Here is a 21,806-nt window from a genome sequence, read left to right as displayed (position 1 = left end):
ATATTTTTTAAATATAAAAAATAATTATTTTATCTTTTACTAATGAATGAAAATTCATATATTTTAGGATTAAAATAAAGTTCACTGTATTCAAATATAATATTTTTAGTAGTAAGACCTAAAGATGTTTTATAAAATATTGGAGTATTAGAATCAATATGAAATATTTTTTGAGTATCCATATCTGGAATAATTGGGATGATTTTATTAAAACTTTCTTTTATTGTAATGAAATTTTCAACATAATCATACTTAGATTTTTCCATGATTTCTATAGAAATATCAGGAAACATTTCACAAAGAAGATATGTTATTTCTATATTTACAACTTCTTCATCTAAGTAACGTAATCTTTTTATTTTAAAAAATTCTTTATCTTTATCTAGGTTAAAGATTTTACTAATTTTTGAATTATAAATTTTTTCAAACTCAATAACCTCTGTTCTTGAAGTTTTATCAGAAAAGTGACTTTTTTCACTAAAACTAAGCTGTTCATTTAAATTTAAATTCAAAGAAGTTCTTTTTACATAATTTCCACTTCCTAATCTTTTTTCTAATAATCCCTTTGAAACTAAGTATTCAATTGAGTTTCTTATTGTCATTCTGGTAACACCATATTCTTCTGCTAGATTTCTTTCAGAAGGTAATCTTTCATTTTTAGGATAATCATTATTAAATATTTTTTTTTCAATATCATTAGCAATTGTTAAATAAATAGGTTTTTTCATTTTTTACTCCTAGATTTTATTATATTTTCATTATAAAAATAAAAAAAAAAAAATCAATAAAAATATATTGACAAATAAAAAAAAGGAGTATTCTTAAATTAGTTAAAAAATCAGTATATACCAATTTAAAAATATAAGGGGGATTAAATGAAAAACAACGAAAGTAAATTAATTAGAACAAAACTATCGAGATTTGGAGAAGAACGAGATTTGGAGAAGAATTTTCTAAAGGAATATTAATTCCAGTATTTATATTACCGATTGTAGGAATTTTACTAGCTTTTGGTGTTTTACTGACAAATAAAGCTATTCCTTTAGCAAATATAGAAAAAATTTTTGAGTTTGGAACTATATTGAAAAATTCTGTTTTAAGCATCTTTATAAATTTATCGCCAGTATTTTGTGTAGGAATAGCAGCAGGAATGGCAAAAAGTAAAAAAGGAAATGCTGCTTTGAATGCAATAGTTTTATTTTTTATATTTATTTATTCAATGAACTCTTTTATGAAATTAAATAGCTTGTTAATTGATGGAAATTTAAGTGGAACAGGACAAGGGAATATTTTAGGAGTTCAAATATTAGATATGGGTGTATTCTTAGGAATTATTTTAGGAGTATTGACAGCAATTATTCATAATAAATATTTTGGTATAGAATTTAATGGAGCTATGAGATTATATGGAGGAGCAAATTTAGCTTTATTAATAGGAATTCCAATTGTAATAATTTTATCAATAATTTTAACATATAGCTGGCCTTTAATTCAAACAGGAATCTCAAAAATGACTAATTTAATTGTATCTACAGGGTCTTTTGGAGTAGGTTTATATGGGTTTTTAGAAAGAATTTTAATACCAACTGGTTTACATCATTTGTTATGGGTTCCTGTTGAATTATCTTCAGTTAGTGGTAGTGGCGTTGTTGATGGAGTTTATTTAGAAGGAGTTAGAAATATAGCAATGGCGGAATTAGCTTCTAGTAATGTAGATAGATTAGGACCAGGAGCTGTATATTTAACAAAAGCTATGAGTAAAATGTTTGAGTTAGTTGGAGCTGCTTATGCAATATATAAATGTGCTGATGAAGAAAATAAAACAAAAGTAAAAGCTTTACTAATACCAGCAGTAGGAGCTGCTGTAACAGCAGGAGTAACAGAACCATTAGAGTTCTCATTTTTATTCACTGCTCCTATATTATTTGTAGTCCATGCTATTTTAGCTGGAATAGGAATGGCAATAGTTGCTATATTAGATATAAGAGTAATAGCAGTTTCAGGAGGAATAGAATTTTTAGCAATGATGTTACCTGTAGGGGCTAAGGGAGATACTATTAAATTTATTATTGTAGGAATAGTTCAAATTGTTATTTATTACTATATTTTTAGATTTTTAATTACAAAATTAAATTTAAAAACTCCTGGAAGAGGAAATGCAACAAAACTTTATACAAAAGGTGAGTATAATGAAGCTCATGAAAAAGGGAAAGATATAGATTTAGAAAAAAAGTTGAATTGATAATTCAAGGATTAGGAAATAAAGAGAATATAAAAGTTGTAACAAATTGTTTTTCGAGATTGAGAGTTCAATTAGTAGATACAACAAAAATAAATGAAGAAATACTTAATCAAACTGAATGTTCTGGGATAGTAAAAACTAAAGATGGAGTACAAATAATTTATGGACTTTCAGTTCCAAAAATAAAAATAGCAGTAAATAAAAAATTAAATTTAGATAATTCAGAAGAGTAATTAAGGAGGAAATTTATGAAAGAGTATATTGTAGTTATAGCTGGAGGAGGAAGTACATTTACTCCTGGAGTTGTTAAAGCTTTACTAACTAAGAAAAATGAATTTAAATTAAAAGAATTAAGAGTATATGATAATGATGCAGAGAGACAAAGAAAAGTTTCTATTATAACTAAAAGTGTTGTTGATGAAATGGATTCAGGATTAAAATTTTCTCAACATACTGAGCCTAAAGAGGCATTTGAAAATGCTGATTTTGTTTTTGCTCAAATTAGAGTTGGGAAATATCCTATGAGAGAATTGGATGAAAAAATTCCTTTAAGTTTAAATACTATTGGACAAGAGACTTGTGGACCAGGAGGAATGGCTTATGCTTTAAGAACAATTGAACCTATGATTGAAATTGTTGATTATATGGAAAAATATTCAAATTCAAATTGTTGGATGATTAATTATTCAAATCCAGCTTCAATTGTAGCAGAAGCTATGAGAAGAATTAGACCAAACTCTAAAGTATTGAATATTTGTGATATGCCTGTTGGTATGATGCAAAAAATGACAGATGTATTTAAGTGTGAATATGAAGATATAGAGCCTGAATATTTTGGATTAAATCACTTTGGATGGTTTACAAGTTTAAAAGTTAAAGGAATAGATAGAACTCAAGAAATGAAAGATTTTATAAAAGAAAATGGACTATTTCCTAAAAATAATTATGATTTACAACATAAAGATGCATCTTGGCAAAAAACTTATAAAAATATGAAGTATATGATGAATTTATTTGAAGAATATATTCCAAATACTTATATGCAATATTATCTTTTAGGAGATTTAATACTACAACAATTAAATAAAGAATATACAAGAGCAAATGAAGTTATGGATGGAAGAGAAGCTACACTTTTCAAAGTGATAGATGAATATGAAAAAACTGGAAAATATGATAAAGAAGCTTTTCACGTAGGGGCTCATGGTTTATTTATTGTAGATGTAGCAAATTCTTTAGCAAATGATATGAAGAAAAAATATTTAGTAATTGTTGAAAATAAAGGTGCTATTAAAAATTTACCTGATGATGCAATGGTAGAAATTCCATGTTATATAACAAAAGATGGACCAGTAGCAACATATCATGGTTTAGAAATACCTACTTTTTATAAAGGAATGATAGAACAACAATTAGCATCAGAAAAATGTTTAGTTGATGCATATATGGAAAATTCTTATGTAAAGGCTTTAATGGCATTTACTTTAAATAAAACTGTATCATCTTCACAAAAAGCAAAAGAAATATTAGATAGACTTATTGAAGCAAATAAAGGATATTGGCCAGAATTAAAATAAGGAGGAAATTATGATATATAAAAAATTTAAAACTTTAAATAATGAAGAACTTTCTGCTATTGGATATGGGTGTTGGGCAATAGGAGGAACTTGGAATAATAGTGATGATTTAAAATCGATAGAAACAATAAAGAAAGCAATAGATTTGGGAGTTAATTTCTTTGATGTAGCACCTGTCTATGGAATGGGGCATTCAGAAGAAATTTTAGGAAAAGCTATAGAGGGATATGATAGAAAAAAATTATTTATAGCAACTAAATGTGGATTAGTTTGGGATGATAATTCTTCAGAAAAAATAGTAACAAAAAGTATAAGTAGAGAAAGCTTATATAGAGAACTAAATGCTTCTTTAAAAAGATTAGGAACTGATTATATAGATTTATATCGAATACACTGGCCATTTGAAAATATGCAAATAGATGAGGCAATAGAGACATTTGAAGAGATGAAAAGAAAGGGATTAATAAGATATGTTGGATTATCTAATTTTTCAAAGAAAGATTTAGAGTATTGTCTTTCAAAAACTGAAATTGCAACATATCAAGGACTTTATAATTTATTAGAACCAAACTCTGAAATATATCATCATAAGAAATTAGAATATAGAAGTAAAAAAGAAATTTTGCCAATATGTAAAGAGAGAGGAATGGCATTTTTAGCATACAGTCCATTATTTCAAGGACTTTTAACAGGATGTTTTAAATTAGAAAATAATTTTGATAAAAATGATGATAGAGCAAAAAATCCTAAATTAAATTCAGATACATATAAATTTTATTATAAAATTGTAGAGGAATTAAAAGAGATAGCAAAAGAAATTGGAAAGCCATTATCACAAATAAGTATTAATTGGTTAGTAAACCAAGAAGAAATAGGACCTGTAATTTGTAGTGCACAGACTCCAGAGCAAATTGAAGAAAATGTGGAAAGTACTTCTTGGACATTGACTAAAGATATTGAAGAAAGAATAGAAGGGATATTAAAAAAATATAATATTATTTAAAGAAAAAAGCTGTTGTTAATCAACAGCTTTTTTTTCTAATATCTCTTTTAATTTATTTTTCAAAGACTTAGATTTACTAGGATTTCCTTTAGCAGATATACCTATTTGATAATCTTCAGTTTCTAGAATACTAGCAAAACGACAATTCATCTCTTCTTTAGAGGTAATATTGTTAACCAATATATTTTTAGAATTACAAAGCTCATAGATATATCTATTAAACTCTGGATTATCAGTAGCAGCTACAACTAAAAACTTATCTTCTAGGAGAGTTTCTTCAAACTCTCCTATTTTAATATTTATATTTTTAAGAGTTAAAAATTTTTCTTCTTTAATATCTTTAGTAATAATAGTTATTTTAGCACTATATTTAAGTAGTGTTTCTACCTTTCTAAAAGCTATTTTTCCAGCTCCAATAACCAATATATTTTTATTTTTTAAGTCTATAAATAGTGGGAAAAAATTTTTATTCATTTATTAACTCCAAAATTAAGATTATTTGATAGCTTCAATAATTCCATTAGCATCATAAACTTTTGCTTCAAAGTCTACTGTTAATCCATATTTTTTTATAGTTTCACTTGTAACAGGACCTATTGAAGCAAATTTAATATTTTTTACAGATTCTATGTCATACTCTATACTTTCCATAAAAGCATCAACTGTAGAAGAACTCAGAAAAGTAACTATTTCTACTTTCTTTAAAGTATCTAGTACTTCTTCTTTATCTCTTATTATTTTTTTAGTCTTATAGGCAACTATTTTATCAAAATGTCTATCATAAATAGAATTTAATTTTTTTGTATCACAAGGAGAGATATCAGAAGTTATAATTAGAATTTTCTCTTCAACTGCTGTGTAGTGAATAGCTTCTTTAGCAAGTTTTTCAACTAAGTATTCCTTAGGGATAAAATCAGCTTTTATTTTATATCTTTCTAATAATTCTTTAGTTTTACTTCCAACAGCTCCTATTTTAAGATGAGCTATATCTCTAATATCTTCAATTTTATTCATAAACTCTCTAACTCCATTAGGAGAGTTAAAAAGTAGAGTAGAATAAGATTTTAACATCTCTCTATCTATTTTATCAAGGGTAGATTCTATTTTAATAAATGGAAGCTCTATAGCAAATCCACCTATTTTTTCTATCTTATCAGAAAATTCTCTAGCTTGTCTTTTATCTCTAGTTACTAAAACTTTTTTCCCAAAAAGTTGAGTATTTTCAAACCATTTAAAAGTATCTCTAAGATTTACTACTTCTCCTATTATTGTAATAGCAGGAGGTACAATTTTTTTCTCTTTAGCTATCTCTACTATACTATCAAGAGTTCCAGTAGTAACTCTTTGTTCAGCAGTAGCTCCTTTTTCAATAATAGCAATAGGAGTTTTAGGATCTTTTCCATTAACTATTAAGTCACTGACTATAATTGGAAGATTTTTTATTCCCATAAGAAAAACTAATGTACCATCTAATTTAGCAATAGTTTCAAAATTATGCCAAGAACCATCAGCCATAGTATGTCCTGTAAATACATGAAAAGATTTAGCTATACCTCTGTGTGTTACAGGAATACCAGCATATGCAGGAACAGATATAGCTGAAGTTATACCTGGAATCTCCTCAAATTCTATTTCATTTTCAAGAAGAGCTTGTATCTCTTCTCCACCTCTACCAAAGACAAAAGGATCTCCTCCTTTAACTCTGGCTACTATTTTTCCTTCAAGAGCTTTTTTTACAATTGTATTATTGATTTCACTTTGTATAACTCCACCCTCACAGTTTCCTTTTCCTAAATATATCATTTCGGCATCTTTTTTAGCATAATTTAAAATATGATTATTGATAAGTCTATCATATACAATACAATCAGCTTCTTCAACAGCTCTTTTTCCTTTTAAAGTGAGAAGTTCAGCATCTCCAGGACCAGCTCCCATTATATATACTTTTCCTTTTTTATTCATGAATTTTCTCCTTTATAGTATCAGCAAGTTTTTGTGCTACTCTAATTCCTTCACTAAGTTTTTCAGTGATAGAGGCTGTATAACCTAGATTATCTTTAAAATATACTCCATAAAAAGTGATTTTATCTCCATTTACCTCTGAATAACAACCCATTGGTGTATGGCAACCACCATCAAATATTTTAGAAAACTCCCTCTCAATTACTACTATTTTTTTAATATCTTCTTTATGAATAGTTTTTAAAATATTTTTAATTTCTTCATCATTTTCCCTACATTGTATATGTAATACTCCTTGAGCAGGAGCAGGAAGAAAAATTTTAGGGTCGAGATATTCAGTAATTTCATTCTCTAATCCTACTCTTTTTAAGCCAGCAGCAGCAAGTAATATGGCATCATAATCTTCTGTTTTTAATTTATTTAATCTAGTATGAATATTTCCTCTAAGTTGTTTTATTTGTAAATCAGGTCTTAAACTTTTTATATTCATAGTTCTTCTCAATGAGCTAGTTCCAACTATAGCTCCCTTAGGAAGTTCCATCAATGTTTTACCATTTTTAGAAATAAGAACATCTCTTTGGTCTTCTCTATCGGGAATAGCTCCACAAATTAATCCTTCAGGAGAAATACTAGGCATATCTTTCATAGAGTGTACTGCTAAATCAATAGTTTCGTTTAAAAGTTCTACTTCAATCTCTTTAGTAAAAAAACTTTTAAGAGATTTATCACTATTATTCCAGTTACTAACTAAATCTTTATCTCCACTAGTAACTATTTTTTTTATTTCAAACTCATACTCTGGAAAATTCTTTTCAAGTTGTTGTTTAACTATTTCGCTTTGAGCAAGAGCTAAGATACTTCCTCTACTTCCGATAACTATTTTTTTCTTCATAAAATATTGTCCTTTCTAAATTATATTAATAAATATTATTTTATTTTTAGATATTTAAGTATGATAATATTATATAATATAATCTAATAAAAATTAAGAATAATAATATATTTAAGAATATTTTTATTAAATAGATATTAATACTTTTTATAAATATAATATATTTGTTTTATGAGTTTATAAAGAAAAAATAAAAGGTTAACTTTTTATAGTAATTATAGTAAAATATAATAGATATAATTATTAAAATTTTGAAAGGAATATAATTGATGAAAAAATATATAATCGAACCAGAATATGATGGATACGAGATAGGAACATATCTTAAAGAAACAAAAGGATATTCAGGAAGAGGATTAAGAAATTTAGAAATATATCTAAATGGAAAAAGAGTAAAAAATAATAGTAAAAAAGTAAGGAAATTAAATAGATTACATATTAGAGAAAAAGAGAAAGAAACAGGGATAAAACCTATGGATATCCCTATAAAAATAGCTTATGAAGATAAAAATTTACTTTTGATAAATAAAGACCCATATATAATAGTACATCCTACTCAGAAAAAAGTAGATAAAACTTTAGCTAATGGAGTAGTAAATTATTTTTTAAAAACAACTGGAAAAGTTATGGTGCCAAGGTTTTATAATCGTCTTGACATGAATACTTCTGGTATAATAATTGTAACTAAGAATGCCTATGCTCAATCTTATCTTCAAGAGAAGGGAATTGTAAATAAATTTTATCAAGCAATAGTATTAGGAATTGTAGAAAAAGATGAGTTTTTAATAGATAGACCTATTGGAAAAATAGGTGATGAGCTTAGAAGAGTTGAACTTCAACCAGAAGATGGAGGGCAAATTGCCCAAACTAAAGTAAAAGTTTTGAAAAGATTTCAAGAAAAAAATTTAACTCTTATAGAAGCTGAGCTTTTAACAGGAAGAACACATCAGATAAGAGCACATATGGCATTAGAAGGTTATCCACTTTTGGGAGATGAGCTTTATGGTGGAGCTGATAATAGAGCAGATAGACAGATGTTACATTCATATAAAACAGAATTTTCAGATGTAGAAACAGGAGATTTAAAAAGTATAGAAGTTGAACTTCCAGAAGATATGAAAAAATTATTAGAATAGTATTTGACGTGAGAAAAAATAGAACAGATATATAAAATAAACAGCTATAACTGATTAAAAAATAATCGTAAAAAGATGAAATTTAACTCTAATAAAATTATTAGAAAAGACTTAATTGACAAAGCGTTGAACTTGTTATATATTTTATGTAGATAATAAAAAACATAAAATAATTTACATAGTTAAATAAAAATTTAGGAGGAATAGAAATGGCAGTTAAAGTAGCAATTAACGGATTCGGAAGAATCGGAAGATTAGCATTAAGATTAATGGTAGGAAACCCTGAGTTTGATGTAGTGGCAATCAATGACTTAACAGATGCTCACATGTTAGCTCACTTATTCAAATATGACTCAGCTCAAGGAAGATTCGAAGGAACAATCGAAGTTAAAGAAGATGCTTTCGTAGTAAACGGAAAAGAAATCAAAACTTTTGCAAAAGCTAACCCAGAAGAATTACCTTGGGGAGAATTAGGAGTAGACGTAGTTCTTGAGTGTACTGGATTCTTCACTAAGAAAGAAAAAGCAGAAGCTCACATTAAAGCAGGAGCTAAAAAAGTAGTTATTTCTGCACCAGCAACTGGAGATCTTAAAACTGTAGTTTACAACGTAAACCACGATATATTAGATGGAACTGAAACAGTTATATCAGGAGCTTCTTGTACAACTAACTGTTTAGCACCTATGGCTAAAGTTTTAGAGGATAACTTCGGAATCGTAGAAGGATTAATGACAACTATCCACGCTTATACAAACGACCAAAACACATTAGATGGTCCACACAGAAAAGGAGACTTAAGAAGAGCTAGAGCTGCTGCTGCTAACATCGTTCCTAACACAACTGGAGCTGCAAAAGCTATTGGATTAGTAATCCCTTCATTAAAAGGAAAATTAGATGGAGCTGCTCAAAGAGTTCCTGTAATTACTGGATCAATAACTGAGCTAGTATCAGTTTTAGCTAAACCAGTAACTGTAGAAGAAATCAATGCTGCTATGAAAGCTGCTTCAAACGAGTCATTTGGATATACAGAAGAAGAGTTAGTGTCATCTGATATCATCGGAATCAACTATGGATCATTATTTGATGCTACTCAAACAAGAGTTATGACAGTAGGAGATAAACAATTAGTTAAGACTGTTGCTTGGTATGACAATGAAATGTCTTATACTTCTCAATTAATCAGAACTCTTAAAAAATTCGTAGAATTATCTAAATAATTACCTGAATTTGAGATTAACTAAATAGAAATAGAATAGCGGAACTTTTAGGTTCCGCTATTTTTAAGAAAAGATATTAACGGGAGGCAATCTAAATGGCTAAAAAAATAGTTACAGATTTAAACGTTAAAGGACAAAAAGTATTAATGAGAGTTGACTTTAACGTACCTATGAAAGATGGAAAAATAACAGATGAAAACAGAATAGTTGCTGCTTTACCTACTATAAAATATGTACTAGAAAATGGAGGAAGAGTAATAGCTTTCTCTCACTTAGGAAAAGTTAAAACTGAAGAAGATTTAGCTAAAAAATCTTTAAGACCAGTTGCTGAAAGATTAGCTGAATTATTAGGACAACCAGTTAAATTTGTTCCAGCTACAAGAGGAGTAGAATTAGAAGCTGCTGTAGCTGAATTAAAAGATGGAGAAATCATGATGTTCGAAAATACAAGATTCGAAGATCTTGATGGTAAAAAAGAATCTAAAAATGATCCTGAATTAGGAAAATACTGGGCATCTTTAGGAGATCTATTTGTAAACGACGCATTTGGAACAGCTCACAGAGCTCATGCTTCAAATGTTGGAATAGCTGCTAACATAGGAGAAGGAAAAACTGCTGCAGGATTCTTAATGGAAAAAGAGATTAAATTCATAGGAGGGGCAGTAGATAATCCTGAAAGACCTTTAGTTGCTATCTTAGGAGGAGCTAAAGTATCTGATAAAATAGGAGTTATTGAAAATCTTTTAGTAAAAGCTGATAAAGTTCTAGTAGGAGGAGCAATGATGTTCACATTCCTAAGAGCTTTAGGAAAAAATACAGGAACTTCATTAGTTGAAGAAGATAAAATAGAATTAGCAAAAGAACTGTTAGCTAAAGCTAATGGAAAATTAGTTCTTCCAATAGATACAGTAGTAGCTAAAGAATTTAACAATGATGCAGCTCATGTAACTGTATCAGTCGATGAAATTCCAGCTGACCAAATGGGATTAGACGTTGGACAAGGAACTGTAGAGTTATTTGCTAAAGAAATTGCTGGAGCAAAAACAGTTGTATGGAATGGACCAATGGGAGTATTTGAAATGCCTAACTTTGCAAAAGGAACTATCGGAGTTTGTGAAGCTATAGCTAACTTAACAGGAGCTACAACTATTATTGGAGGAGGAGACTCAGCTGCTGCAGCTATAAGCTTAGGATATGCTGACAAATTTACTCACATCTCTACTGGTGGAGGAGCTTCATTAGAGTACTTAGAAGGAAAAGTATTACCAGGAGTAGAATCTATTTCTGATAAATAATTTAACTATGTAATAAAAAAGGGTGGCTTTTGCCACCTTTTTTATTTTAAATATATTGACAATTATCAATGTGATGATGTATAATAAATTTATAATTATCGATATGAAAAGGAGATAAAGATGAATAAATTTGAGGAAGCAGCTAAAATATTCAAAGCTTTTTGTGATCCTAATAGATTAATGATTTTAGAAATACTAAAAGATGGAGAACAATGTGCTTGTAAACTTTTAGAGCAATTAAATATAGGTCAACCTACACTTTCTCATCATATGAAAATACTTTGTGATTCTGGAATTATAAATAGAGTAAAATATGGTAAGTGGACTCACTATTCAATTAATAAAGAAAAATTAGAAGATATAAAAGGTATTATTGATAGTATGATATAAAAAATTTAAGAAATACATTGATAAATTTAAATATATAAATATAAAAATGGAGGTATAAAGATGAGTATATTTAATAAGTTATTTGGGAAGAAAGAGTGTGGATGTTCTTGTAGAACAGAGGTAAAAGAAGAGCCTAAAGTTCAAGAAACAACTTGTTCTTGCGGAGGAAATTGTGAAGGAATAGTTGAAAGAAATAAAATGGAGATTAGAGTTTTAGGACCAGGGTGTAAAAATTGTCATACTCTAGAAAAGAATACTTTAGAAGCAGTGAATGAGTTAGGATTAGATGCAAAATTAACACATGTTACAGATTTTGCAGAAATAGCAACATATGGAATTATGTCTACTCCTGGATTATGGATAGATGGAAAAATAGTTTCTTATGGGAAGGTTTTACCAAAAGATGAGATAAAAGAAATATTAAAAAAATTATAAATAAAATTTAGGAACTGTTAAATCTATTAAAAGCAGTTCCTTTTATTAAGAAAAATAGATTGATATATATCGATATAAAGGAGTAAGATTAAAATATGATAAAAATATGGGAATTTATACAAACTCAAATTCTAGGAATGAAATGGTTAAATGTGTTAGTGGGAGATATATTAGTAAAGTTTGGAATGGATAGAGATACTCATTTCTTTGGAGGAGTTCAATTCTTTTTTTATGATGTAATTAAGATAATAATATTGCTTTGTTCTTTAATATTTTTTATCAGTTATATTCAAAGTTATTTTCCACCAGAAAGAAGTAAGAAAATTTTAGGAAGATTCCATGGAATATGGGCAAATATAGTAGGAGCACTGTTAGGAACTGTAACTCCTTTTTGCAGTTGTTCATCTATTCCTCTATTTATAGGTTTTTCTTCAGCTGGATTACCTTTAGGAGTAACTTTTTCTTTTCTTATATCTTCTCCTATGGTAGATTTAGGTTCTTTATTATTGTTAATGAGTATATTTGGAATAAAAATTGCTATATGGTATGTAGTATTGGGACTTGTAATTGCTGTAATTGGTGGTACAATAATAGAAAAATTAAAATTAGAAGATGAGATAGAGGATTTTATCCGTAACGTTAAAGGTGTTGAAAGTATAGATTTAGATATTCCAGAATTAAGTGTAGGAGATAGAATAAGATATGCAAAACAGCAGATGATAGAAACTTTTAAAAAGGTTTTTCCATATATAATTATTGGAGTTGGAATAGGAGCTGCTATTCATAACTGGATACCAGAAAGATGGATTATAGGAATATTAGGAAGTAAAAATCCTTTTGGTGTAATCTTAGCTACTTTAATAGGAGTTCCTATTTATGCTGATATTTTTGGAACTATACCTATAGCTGAGGCATTATTTACAAAGGGAGCAAATTTAGGAAGTGTTTTAGCTTTTATGATGGCTGTTACAACTTTATCACTACCATCTTTAGTAATGTTACGTAAAGCTATAAAACCTAAATTTTTAAAAGTATTTATAGGAATTTGTACTGTGGGAATAATTATAGTGGGATACTTTTTTAATGCTATCCAACAATTTATAATATAATGAGGAGAGATATATGAAAATAGTAGTTATTGGAGCTGTTGCAGCAGGAACTTCTGTAATAGCAAAAGCTAGAAGAAATAGTGAAGAAGTGGAGATAGTTTGTTATACAGCAGGAAGAGATATAAGTTATTCTGGATGTGGAATACCCTATTATGTAGGAGAGGATTATATATCGAGAAAAAACTTAACACCTAGAGATGTAAAATGGTTTAAGGATAGGTTTAATGTGGATATTTTTACAGCTCATAAAGTTGAGAAAGTAATTGTAGAAGAGAAAAAAATTCTAGTTAAAAATGAGATTACTGGAGAGGAATTTTTAGATACCTATGATAAATTAGTGATTACAAGTGGTGCTAGAGCAAGAGAGCTAGAGTATAAAGGGGAAAATATTTTCTATGTTAGAAATGTTGAAGATGGAGATAGAATAAAAGAGTTTATAGATAAAAATAATCCTAAGAGTACTCTTGTTATAGGAGGAGGTTTTATAGGGTTAGAGATGTTAGAAAATCTTACTTCTAGAGGAATAAAAACTACTCTTATAGAACAAGAGGATAGAATAGGTGGAAAATTAGATAAAGACATCAGTAGAATGTTAGAAAAATATCTGAAAAAACAAGGAATAGAAGTAATTTTAAAGGATTCTATTAAAACTATTGAAAAAAATAGGATAAAAACTATTAGTGGAAAAGAGATTGAGGGAGAGCTTATAATTGGAGCTATAGGAGTGATTCCAAATACAGAGTTTTTACAGGAAACAGGAATAGAAGTTAGTAGAGAGGGAGCTATAAAAGTTAATAAATATCTTGAAACTAATATAAAAGATATATATGTAGCTGGGGATTGTGCTTTGGTCTATTCAGGTATAACTGGAGAGGAAATATATCTACCTTTGGGGTCAACAGCTAATAAGATGGGAAGAATCTTAGGAGATAGATTGACAGGTGGAAATTTAGAGTTTAAAGGTGTTTTAGGAACTTCAATATTTAGAGTTTTTAATCTTGTAGTTGGAAAAACTGGATTATCTCAAGAGGAAGCAGAAGCTAGAGGATATGATATTGAAATTATCCATAATATAAAGCCAAATCAAACTGAGTATTTAGAAAGCTCAAGAGAGATGATGATAAAAGCTATTGCAGATAGAAAAACAGGTAAATTACTAGGAGTACAGATAGTTGGAGAAAATGGAGTGGACAAGAGATTAGATGTATTTGCTACTCTTTTAACTTTTGGGGCAACTGTGGATCAATTATTTCATATAGATTTAGCTTATGCTCCACCTTTTTCTACTACTAAAGACCCTGTTACTTATACAGGAATGATTTTAGATAATGCTATAAATGGAAGAAATAAAATAATAACTCCAGAAGAACTAAAGGCTAATTTTTCTGAATATTTAATAATTGATACTCGTTCAGAAAATCAATATAATTCAGCTCATATAGAGGGAGCAATAAATATTCCTTTAGAAAAATTGAGGGAAAAATTAAATGAGTTACCTAGAGATAAAAAAATAGTTGTTCATTGTAATAAAGGGACAACTGGAAATGTTGCTCAAAACATATTATTAAATTATGGATTTGATGTATATAATCTCTCTGGAGGATTTAAAAATTATAATAATTAAAATAACTTATTTTTCTTTTATTTTTTTAATTTTTAATAATATTTTTTCAAAAAATATGATATAATACTCTTGTAAAAATTCTAAATAAATAAAAAAGGAGTAAGAGTATGGGAAGATTAGTAGGAACTATATCAAGAGGACTTCGTGCACCAATTATTAAGCAAGGAGATGATATATCTGTATTTACAGTAGATGCTGTTTTAGCTGCTGCTGAATCAGAAAATATTGTATTAAGAGATAGAGATGTAGTGGCTATTACTGAATCAATAGTAGCTAGAGCTCAAGGAAACTATGCTACAATTGATGATATTGCAGCTGATGTAAAAGAGAAATATGGAGAGAATACAATAGGACTTATATTTCCAATTTTAAGTAGAAATAGATTTTCTGTTTGCTTAAAAGGAATTGCAAGAGGAGCTAAAAAAATAGTTTTAATGTTTAGCTATCCTTCTGATGAAGTTGGAAACCACTTTATAGATTATGATTTACTAGATGAAAAAGGAGTTAATCCTTGGACAGATATTTTAACTGAAGCTGAGTTTACGGAAAAATTTGGAAATCCAATTCATGTATTTACAGGAGTAAACTATATAGAGTATTATTCACAATTAATTAGAGAGCAAGGGGCAGAAGTTGAAGTTATTTTTGCTAATAATCCTACTGCTATCTTAAAATATACTGATTGTGTATTAAACTGTGATATTCACACTCGTGTGAGAACTAAAAAATTACTAAAAAAAGCTGGAGCTAAAATAGTTTATGGAATGGATGAAATCTTAACTACTTCTGTAAATGGTTCTGGATATAACTCTGATTATGGATTATTAGGTTCAAATAAAGCAACTGAGGATAGTGTAAAATTATTCCCTCGCGATTGTAAAGAGTTAGTTGTAAAAATCCAAAAAATGTTAAAAGATAAAACTGGAAAAAATATTGAAGTTATGGTTTATGGAGATGGAGCATTTAAAGATCCAGTTGGAAAGATTTGGGAACTTGCTGACCCTGTTGTTTCACCAGGATATACTGATGGATTAGAGGGAACTCCAAATGAAATAAAATTAAAATATCTAGCTGATAATGATTTAGCTGATTTAAAAGGAGAAGAATTACAAAAAGCTGTAACTGAAGCTATTAAGAGTAAAGATTCTGATTTAAAAGGACAAATGATAACTCAAGGAACTACTCCAAGAAGATTAACTGACTTAATAGGATCTCTTTGTGACTTAACTTCTGGAAGTGGAGATAAAGGAACACCTATTATCTTAATTCAAGGATATTTTGATAACTATATAGATGAATAAAAAATTAAGAGGAGCAATTTTGCTCCTCTTTTTTATAATCATATAACTTGTTCTATTAAATTCTTCTTTTTTAAGTAGTGAGCTATATATACAAATGGAGTGTCACATACAGCTACTAAGAATTTCATAAAATACGTAGTTAGGAAAATTTCAATTAATACCTCTTTTGGATAAACTCCATAGAAAGCTATTAAAGTAAAACAAGCATTATCTATAAGTTGGCTAACCATAGTACTAGCATTATTTCTTATCCAAATATGTTTTGGTTCACTATATTTTTTTTTCCAAAACTCATAAGCCCAAATATCGTGAGTTTGAGAGATAAGGTATGAGATAAGAGAAGCTATTACTATTCTTGGCATAAAATCAAATACTCTTTTAACACCATTGAATGTTATAATTCCCTCTTCAATATTAGAAGGTGTAAAAGATACAGCTATCTGCATAATTAAAGTCATTGCAATAAGAGAGAAAAATCCTAAATATACAGCTCTTTGAGCTTCTTTTCTTCCATAGTTTTCAGCTAAAATATCTGTAACTAAAAATCCTCCTGCATATAGAATATTTCCCAATGTAGTTCCAAAGCCAAATAAGTCAACTAAAAGAACAACTTGAATATTAGCTAAAATAGTTGAAATTGGTATCCAAGCATAAAGTCCAATTCTTCCAAATTTCTTATAAGCAAAAAGTATTAATCCAAAGTTAATAACTAGCATGCAAAACCAAAGTAATTCATTTCTAAATATCATTCTATCCTCCTAAGTTTATTAAAAAACTAGGAAGATAAAATAACTAATAAAAAAGAGCAGAAAAACTCTGCTCTTTAAAATAAATAATTACTTTAAATTTTGGCCTAGTTTTTTATAGATGGTTTGTCTGTGTAGAACATCTCCTTGTCTAAACAAGAGTTTATTTAATTTTCAGAAATAGTATATATGAAAAACTCTTAAAAGTCAAACTATTTTTTAAATTAAAGCAGCTAAAATAACTTATAAATTTCACATAAATGACATTGAAAAATAGTATTACTATATCATAAATCTTTCCCCAAAATATTTTATATAGATTAGTAAAATAAAAATCCCTTTTTCAAAAAATGAAGAGGGATTTTTATTTTTTTATGCTATACTAGAAAAAGAGAAGACTATTTCAATTTGGAGGATGAGATGATGGAATACAAGATAGAAAACGGTTGGAAAAAAATAAAAAATTTAACAGAAATTTTTAAATTCAGTGAAGGTTATAAAAAGTTTTTAGACTTAGGAAAAACTGAGAGAGAGTTTGTAAATGAAGGAATAAAATATATTGAGAGTAAAGGATTTGTGAGTGCTGATACTAAGGATCAACTTATTCCAGGAGATAAAATCTATTATGTAAATAGAGGAAAAAATCTTGTTTTAGCGGTGATAGGAAAAGAGGATTTAGAAAAAGGAATAAATTATGTAGTGTCACACATAGACTCACCAAGATTAGATTTAAAAGGAAATCCATTATATGAAGAGTTTGAACTAGCATATATGAAAACTCATTATTATGGTGGAATAAAAAAATATCAATGGGCTTCTATCCCTTTAGCACTTCATGGAGTAGTAATTTTAGAAAACGGTAAATTAGTAGAGATAGTTATTGGTGAAAAAGATAATGACCCAGTATTTACAATTCCAGATATTTTACCTCATTTAGCAGCCAAAATACAAGGAGATAGAAAAACAGGAGAGGTAATTAAAGGAGAAGAACTTCAAATAATAGTAGGAAGTATTCCTACTACAATTGATAATAAGGAGATAAAATCTAAGGTAAAATATGCAGTTTTAGAGATTTTAAATAGAGATTATGGAATAATAGAAGAAGATTTTATATCTGCAGAGCTTGAGTTAGTACCAGCTGGGAAAGCAAGAGATATAGGATTTGACCAATCTATGATAGGAGCTTATGGACAAGATGATAGAATCTGTGGATATACTTCTATGAGAGCAATAACAGATTTAGAAAAGACTCCTGACAAAACAGCTATCTGTTTCTTAGCAGATAAAGAGGAAATTGGTTCTTCTGGAAGCACAGGACTAAAATCAGATTATTTAGTATATATAACAGGAGATATTTTAGAAAAATCTAAAGGTCATTTTAATGAAATGATGTTGAGAAGAGTACTTTGGAATTCTCAATCTCTATCTTCAGATGTAAATGCTGGTGTAGACCCTATATTTAAAGGAGTACATGATATACAAAATGCAGCTAAAATAGGTTTTGGAGTAGTTGTAACTAAATATACTGGAGCTAGAGGAAAGAGTGGAACAAATGATGCTGATGCTGAGTATGTAGGAAAAATTAGAAGAATTTTAAATAAAGAAAATGTATGTTGGCAAATAGGAGAGTTAGGGAAAGTAGATGAAGGTGGAGGAGGTACAGTAGCTATGTACCTTGCTCATTTAGGAATAAGAACAATAGATATAGGACCAGCACTTCTAGCTATGCATTCACCATTTGAAGTATCATCAAAACTAGATGTATATGAAACTTATAGAGCTTATAAGGCATTTTATAAGAGAGGATAGAAGATAGGGACTGATTACTCGGTCCCTACTTTTTTATTTATTTGAAAGAAATAATCCAAATTGTGCTAAAGTAGCAGAACCTAGATAAGTTCCTATAAATACGAAAATTCCTGTTATTGCAACTTTCCATGATAAACTTCTTAAAGTTTCTAATTTATTAGCTACTGAAATACCAGCATAAGTAAGTATTGGGGTAGTAATAGATAAGAAATCAACAGAGTTAATAGCTTTTATAACCTCTGTACTTATCATACAGAAGAATAAAGAAGTAATAGATACCCAACCTAAGATAGGAAAATCTCTTATAAATTTAATAGGAGCTTTTTGCATAACTCTTTGTAAAATTATTCCTATAATAGCAAATAATCCTAGACAAAATAATCCTAAGAATGTATAAATAGTAATTTGAGGTCCTTTATCTCCATATTTTAAAACTTTAATCCATTGAGTGAAAAGAATTAAAGATAAACTTAGAGTTAGTATTGAAAGATTTTTTATAAAATAATTTTCAAATAATTTTTTAGTCATTTTTTTTACCTCCAGTTAACTTGTTATACATAAATCTTTGTAGAGGAACGGCAATAAATACCATAGTAAATGTTCCAATAAAACTTGTTAATAATTGACTGGCAGCAGCATAAGCTCTTATTATTTCAGCTTTTTCAGGATGAATAGCAGCAAGAGCTGAACTAGCAGCAGTCATCATACTAGCAGAACCCATTCCGGAAGCAATAGCAAGAGCTTCTACTCTAAAACCAATCTCTAAAAATATAGGAGCGATAACACTAAAAAATATAGCTCCAAAAAGAGTACCGAAGATATACATAGAAAGAACACCACGTCCTTCGTCAGAGTTTAAAGTATATTTTTCAGAGATATAAGCAAGTTCTCCTTCTCTACCAAGCCCAAGAGTAGAACCGATAGCCTCTCTTCTAAGTCCTATAAGTAGTGCGATTGGAAGCCCTATAATTACAGTACCTACGTTTCCTAATTCTTGAATTAAAAATATCCATCCTATAGATATTATTTCTTTTAATCTTGGAGCTACATCAGCACCATATTTAGCCATAAGAGGTAACATTATAATTATTAAATATTTTCCAGCAAAATTAACATTTTCTTCATTATAGACTTTTTCTAAAATACCTTTTCTGAAGATATTAAATGCTAAAATCATAGTGATAATTAGAGCAAATAATAATGGTAGTAAACCAATTTTAAACTTTCCAATAGAAAGTACTTTAAAACCAATAAGTTCAGCAATTAAAATTACTATTACAGAAAATATAATCAAATAAGGCAAATTTTTATTTTTCATTTTCTCCTCCCAGTTTTTCAATTATTTTTTTATAATCTTCATAAGTTTTTTTATATAACTTAGATTTATCAATTTTACCACTCATATCTTTAAGAACTTTCATTAAAAATTTTGGGAATATTGAGAAAATATATTCATTATCTTTATGTATAAAATCTGTTCCATGAAAAGTTCCAGAAAAACCATTATATCCAATTTGGATACAAGGAAGAATATACGATAAGTCACCAATATCCCCAGCTGCACTTACAGGGGAATTTTCTTTACAATACTCAATTTCTGGAAAATTTTTAAAAGTTTCTCTAACAAAATTAGAAAGATAATGGGATTGTAAAAAAGGTAGATACCCCATTTCTGTTTCTATTTTAACATCTCCACCTAAAGCTTTGGCAGAACATTGAGCTATAGTATCTAGTCTTTCAGAAAGTTCTAACATATATTCAACAGAATGTGCTCTAATATCTGTCCCAATTTTTATTTTATCTGGAATTACATTTGTTCCCATAGGCGCATCTAAGATAACAGGATTTATTCTTACCATATATTTTTCATCAATTTGTTGCCTAAAAAGTCCTAATGCGGTATTGAAAAGAGTGGAGATACTATAAGCATTGATACCAGCTTGTGGAGCAAATCCAGCATGAGCAGGTTTTCCTAAGAAAGTATAATACTTATATAAAAAACCAGCTAAATTACAGTTTAATTCAATACTTCTTCTTGTTGGTTCTCCTCCCATAGAGTGTATGGCAATAGCAAAATCAAATTCATTAAAAATACCTAATTTTATAGCTTCAGGTTTTCCTCCCAAATATGTAATTCTATTATTTTCTTTCATCTTTTTTCTAAATTCCAAATCTAAATACTCTTCAGCAGGAGTAAAAACAAATCCAAGAGAAAAATCAAAAGATTTATATTCATTATCAGTTGAAAGTCTTTTTAAAAGATCAAGCATTATTGCAACTTGTGAATAATGACCGCAGTTGTGGGCTGCACCAGTTTCTTTGTTAGCATAAAAGTGTGATGGTGTATATACAGCATCCATTTCAGCAATAAGTGCAATATGTAGAGATTTTTTTTCTCCTAAATTAAATTTAATACCTGTTTCAGAAAATTTAGTAATTTTCTCTTGTGGAAAATACTTTTTTATAAAATTCTCTATTAGTTTAGAAGTTTTAAACTCTTTAAATCCTAGTTCAGGATTGTAATAAATCTCTTCAGCTAGAGATAAGGTTTCTTTAAAATCATTCATAAATAAATCCCCTTTTTTAGAAAAATAAAAATACTTTTATATTTTATCATTTTATTTAAACTTTTACAAAGAAATATTAGCTTAAAATAAAAATTCAAATTTTTTTTAAAAAGATGAAAAAAAGTATTGACGAAAAATATTATTTGTGGTAATATATACCTTGTCCGCGAGAGAGCGGAACTGATGAATAAGGACATTAGCAACAGAATAGAGAAAGACAATTAATGCAAACACAACAATAAATTGGTGTAAAATAATCAGTAAATTTTGCTGAGTTATATAGATTGAACGAAGAGTTTGATCCTGGCTCAGGATGAACGCTGACAGAATGCTTAACACATGCAAGTCTACTTGATCCTTCGGGTGATGGTGGCGGACGGGTGAGTAACGCGTAAAGAACTTGCCCTGCAGTCTGGGACAACATTTGGAAACGAATGCTAATACCGGATATTATGTGAATTTCGCATGAAATTCATATGAAAGCTATATGCGCTGCAGGAG

General features: G+C 28.6%; 21 protein-coding genes and 1 other annotated feature. Of the genes, 13 read left to right on the top strand and 8 right to left on the bottom strand.

Going from position 1 to position 21,806, the window contains the following annotated elements; all coding sequences use genetic code 11:
- Positions 1-29: 29 nt before the first annotated feature.
- Complete coding sequence (locus FMAG_RS09430) at positions 30-728, bottom strand: GntR family transcriptional regulator (RefSeq protein ID WP_005886204.1); 699 nt, start codon at positions 726-728, stop codon at positions 30-32.
- A gap of 233 nt (positions 729-961) precedes the next feature.
- Between FMAG_RS09430 and FMAG_RS09425 the strand changes: the two genes are divergently transcribed.
- The 4 genes from FMAG_RS09425 to FMAG_RS09415 are packed head-to-tail and all read left to right on the top strand — an operon-like array spanning position 962 to position 4,822.
- Positions 962-2,242, top strand: a complete 1,281-nt coding sequence (locus tag FMAG_RS09425) for a PTS transporter subunit EIIC (RefSeq protein ID WP_315940544.1) — start codon at positions 962-964, stop codon at positions 2,240-2,242.
- Positions 2,239-2,475 carry a PTS transporter subunit EIIB gene (locus tag FMAG_RS13395; protein ID WP_005886201.1) on the top strand — a complete coding sequence of 79 codons (237 nt, stop codon included), beginning with the start codon at positions 2,239-2,241 and terminating at the stop codon, positions 2,473-2,475. Before FMAG_RS09425 ends, FMAG_RS13395 begins: the two co-directional genes overlap by 4 nt.
- Positions 2,476-2,490: 15 nt before the next feature.
- On the top strand, positions 2,491-3,819 hold the full coding sequence (locus FMAG_RS09420; protein WP_005886200.1) for a 6-phospho-alpha-glucosidase: 1,329 nt from the start codon (positions 2,491-2,493) through the stop codon (positions 3,817-3,819).
- A 10-nt stretch (positions 3,820-3,829) separates the two neighbouring features.
- Positions 3,830-4,822 (top strand): aldo/keto reductase, encoded by a 993-nt coding sequence (locus tag FMAG_RS09415; protein WP_005886199.1) that lies wholly within the window; start codon positions 3,830-3,832, stop codon positions 4,820-4,822.
- A 15-nt stretch (positions 4,823-4,837) separates the two neighbouring features.
- On the opposite strand, the gene FMAG_RS09410 is transcribed toward FMAG_RS09415, so the two are convergent.
- From FMAG_RS09410 to hemC, 3 genes are read right to left on the bottom strand one after another with little or no spacing between them, the layout of a single operon-like run.
- Positions 4,838-5,296, bottom strand: a complete 459-nt coding sequence (locus FMAG_RS09410) for a precorrin-2 dehydrogenase/sirohydrochlorin ferrochelatase family protein (RefSeq protein WP_005886198.1) — start codon at positions 5,294-5,296, stop codon at positions 4,838-4,840.
- Positions 5,297-5,317: 21 nt separating this feature from the next.
- Positions 5,318-6,784 (bottom strand): uroporphyrinogen-III C-methyltransferase, encoded by a 1,467-nt coding sequence (cobA, locus tag FMAG_RS09405; protein WP_005886197.1) that lies wholly within the window; start codon positions 6,782-6,784, stop codon positions 5,318-5,320.
- Complete coding sequence (gene hemC / locus FMAG_RS09400; RefSeq protein ID WP_005886196.1) at positions 6,777-7,676, bottom strand: hydroxymethylbilane synthase; 900 nt, start codon at positions 7,674-7,676, stop codon at positions 6,777-6,779. Before hemC ends, cobA begins: the two co-directional genes overlap by 8 nt.
- A 269-nt stretch (positions 7,677-7,945) precedes the next feature.
- On the opposite strand from hemC, the gene FMAG_RS09395 reads away from it, so the two are divergent.
- The 8 genes from FMAG_RS09395 (at position 7,946) to FMAG_RS09360 (ending at position 16,183) form a co-directional block, all read left to right on the top strand.
- The gene (locus FMAG_RS09395; protein WP_005886195.1) at positions 7,946-8,812 is read left to right on the top strand and encodes an RluA family pseudouridine synthase; all 867 of its coding nucleotides are present in this window, start codon (positions 7,946-7,948) and stop codon (positions 8,810-8,812) included.
- 209 nt (positions 8,813-9,021) lie between these two features.
- Positions 9,022-10,029: a type I glyceraldehyde-3-phosphate dehydrogenase gene (gene gap / locus FMAG_RS09390; RefSeq protein WP_005886193.1), complete on the top strand. Its 1,008-nt coding sequence runs from the start codon at positions 9,022-9,024 to the stop codon at positions 10,027-10,029.
- Between the two features lie 95 nt (positions 10,030-10,124).
- Complete coding sequence (locus FMAG_RS09385) at positions 10,125-11,324, top strand: phosphoglycerate kinase (RefSeq protein ID WP_005886190.1); 1,200 nt, start codon at positions 10,125-10,127, stop codon at positions 11,322-11,324.
- A 120-nt stretch (positions 11,325-11,444) separates the two neighbouring features.
- On the top strand, positions 11,445-11,714 hold the full coding sequence (locus FMAG_RS09380) for an ArsR/SmtB family transcription factor (protein ID WP_005886188.1): 270 nt from the start codon (positions 11,445-11,447) through the stop codon (positions 11,712-11,714).
- A gap of 60 nt (positions 11,715-11,774) precedes the next feature.
- Positions 11,775-12,149, top strand: a complete 375-nt coding sequence (locus FMAG_RS09375; protein ID WP_005886186.1) for a thioredoxin family protein — start codon at positions 11,775-11,777, stop codon at positions 12,147-12,149.
- Positions 12,150-12,244: 95 nt separating this feature from the next.
- A complete protein-coding gene (locus FMAG_RS09370; protein WP_005886184.1) occupies positions 12,245-13,258 on the top strand; it encodes a permease in 1,014 nt (337 codons plus the stop codon).
- A gap of 13 nt (positions 13,259-13,271) precedes the next feature.
- The gene (locus FMAG_RS09365) at positions 13,272-14,882 is read left to right on the top strand and encodes an FAD-dependent oxidoreductase (RefSeq protein ID WP_005886182.1); all 1,611 of its coding nucleotides are present in this window, start codon (positions 13,272-13,274) and stop codon (positions 14,880-14,882) included.
- A 107-nt stretch (positions 14,883-14,989) separates the two neighbouring features.
- Positions 14,990-16,183 (top strand): coenzyme F420-0:L-glutamate ligase, encoded by a 1,194-nt coding sequence (locus FMAG_RS09360; RefSeq protein WP_005886180.1) that lies wholly within the window; start codon positions 14,990-14,992, stop codon positions 16,181-16,183.
- A gap of 38 nt (positions 16,184-16,221) precedes the next feature.
- On the opposite strand, the gene FMAG_RS09355 is transcribed toward FMAG_RS09360, so the two are convergent.
- A complete protein-coding gene (locus FMAG_RS09355) occupies positions 16,222-16,929 on the bottom strand; it encodes a queuosine precursor transporter (protein WP_370514166.1) in 708 nt (235 codons plus the stop codon).
- 423 nt (positions 16,930-17,352) lie between these two features.
- On the opposite strand from FMAG_RS09355, the gene FMAG_RS09350 reads away from it, so the two are divergent.
- Positions 17,353-18,738 (top strand): aminopeptidase, encoded by a 1,386-nt coding sequence (locus FMAG_RS09350; protein ID WP_040494058.1) that lies wholly within the window; start codon positions 17,353-17,355, stop codon positions 18,736-18,738.
- A gap of 33 nt (positions 18,739-18,771) precedes the next feature.
- On the opposite strand, the gene FMAG_RS09345 is transcribed toward FMAG_RS09350, so the two are convergent.
- From FMAG_RS09345 to FMAG_RS09335, 3 genes are read right to left on the bottom strand one after another with little or no spacing between them, the layout of a single operon-like run.
- On the bottom strand, positions 18,772-19,266 hold the full coding sequence (locus tag FMAG_RS09345) for a hypothetical protein (RefSeq protein ID WP_005886175.1): 495 nt from the start codon (positions 19,264-19,266) through the stop codon (positions 18,772-18,774).
- A complete protein-coding gene (locus FMAG_RS09340; protein WP_005886173.1) occupies positions 19,259-20,056 on the bottom strand; it encodes a DUF3100 domain-containing protein in 798 nt (265 codons plus the stop codon). Before FMAG_RS09340 ends, FMAG_RS09345 begins: the two co-directional genes overlap by 8 nt.
- Positions 20,046-21,305, bottom strand: a complete 1,260-nt coding sequence (locus FMAG_RS09335) for a M20/M25/M40 family metallo-hydrolase (RefSeq protein ID WP_005886171.1) — start codon at positions 21,303-21,305, stop codon at positions 20,046-20,048. The genes FMAG_RS09340 and FMAG_RS09335 overlap by 11 nt, the downstream gene beginning before the upstream one ends.
- Before the next feature lie 401 nt (positions 21,306-21,706).
- Positions 21,707-21,806 (top strand) — a sequence feature (16S ribosomal RNA rRNA prediction is too short).

The sequence above is a fragment of the Fusobacterium mortiferum ATCC 9817 genome (assembly GCF_000158195.2).
Classification (GTDB): Bacteria; Fusobacteriota; Fusobacteriia; order Fusobacteriales; family Fusobacteriaceae; genus Fusobacterium_A; species Fusobacterium_A mortiferum.
This window is presented reverse-complemented; position numbering and strand designations above follow the sequence as displayed.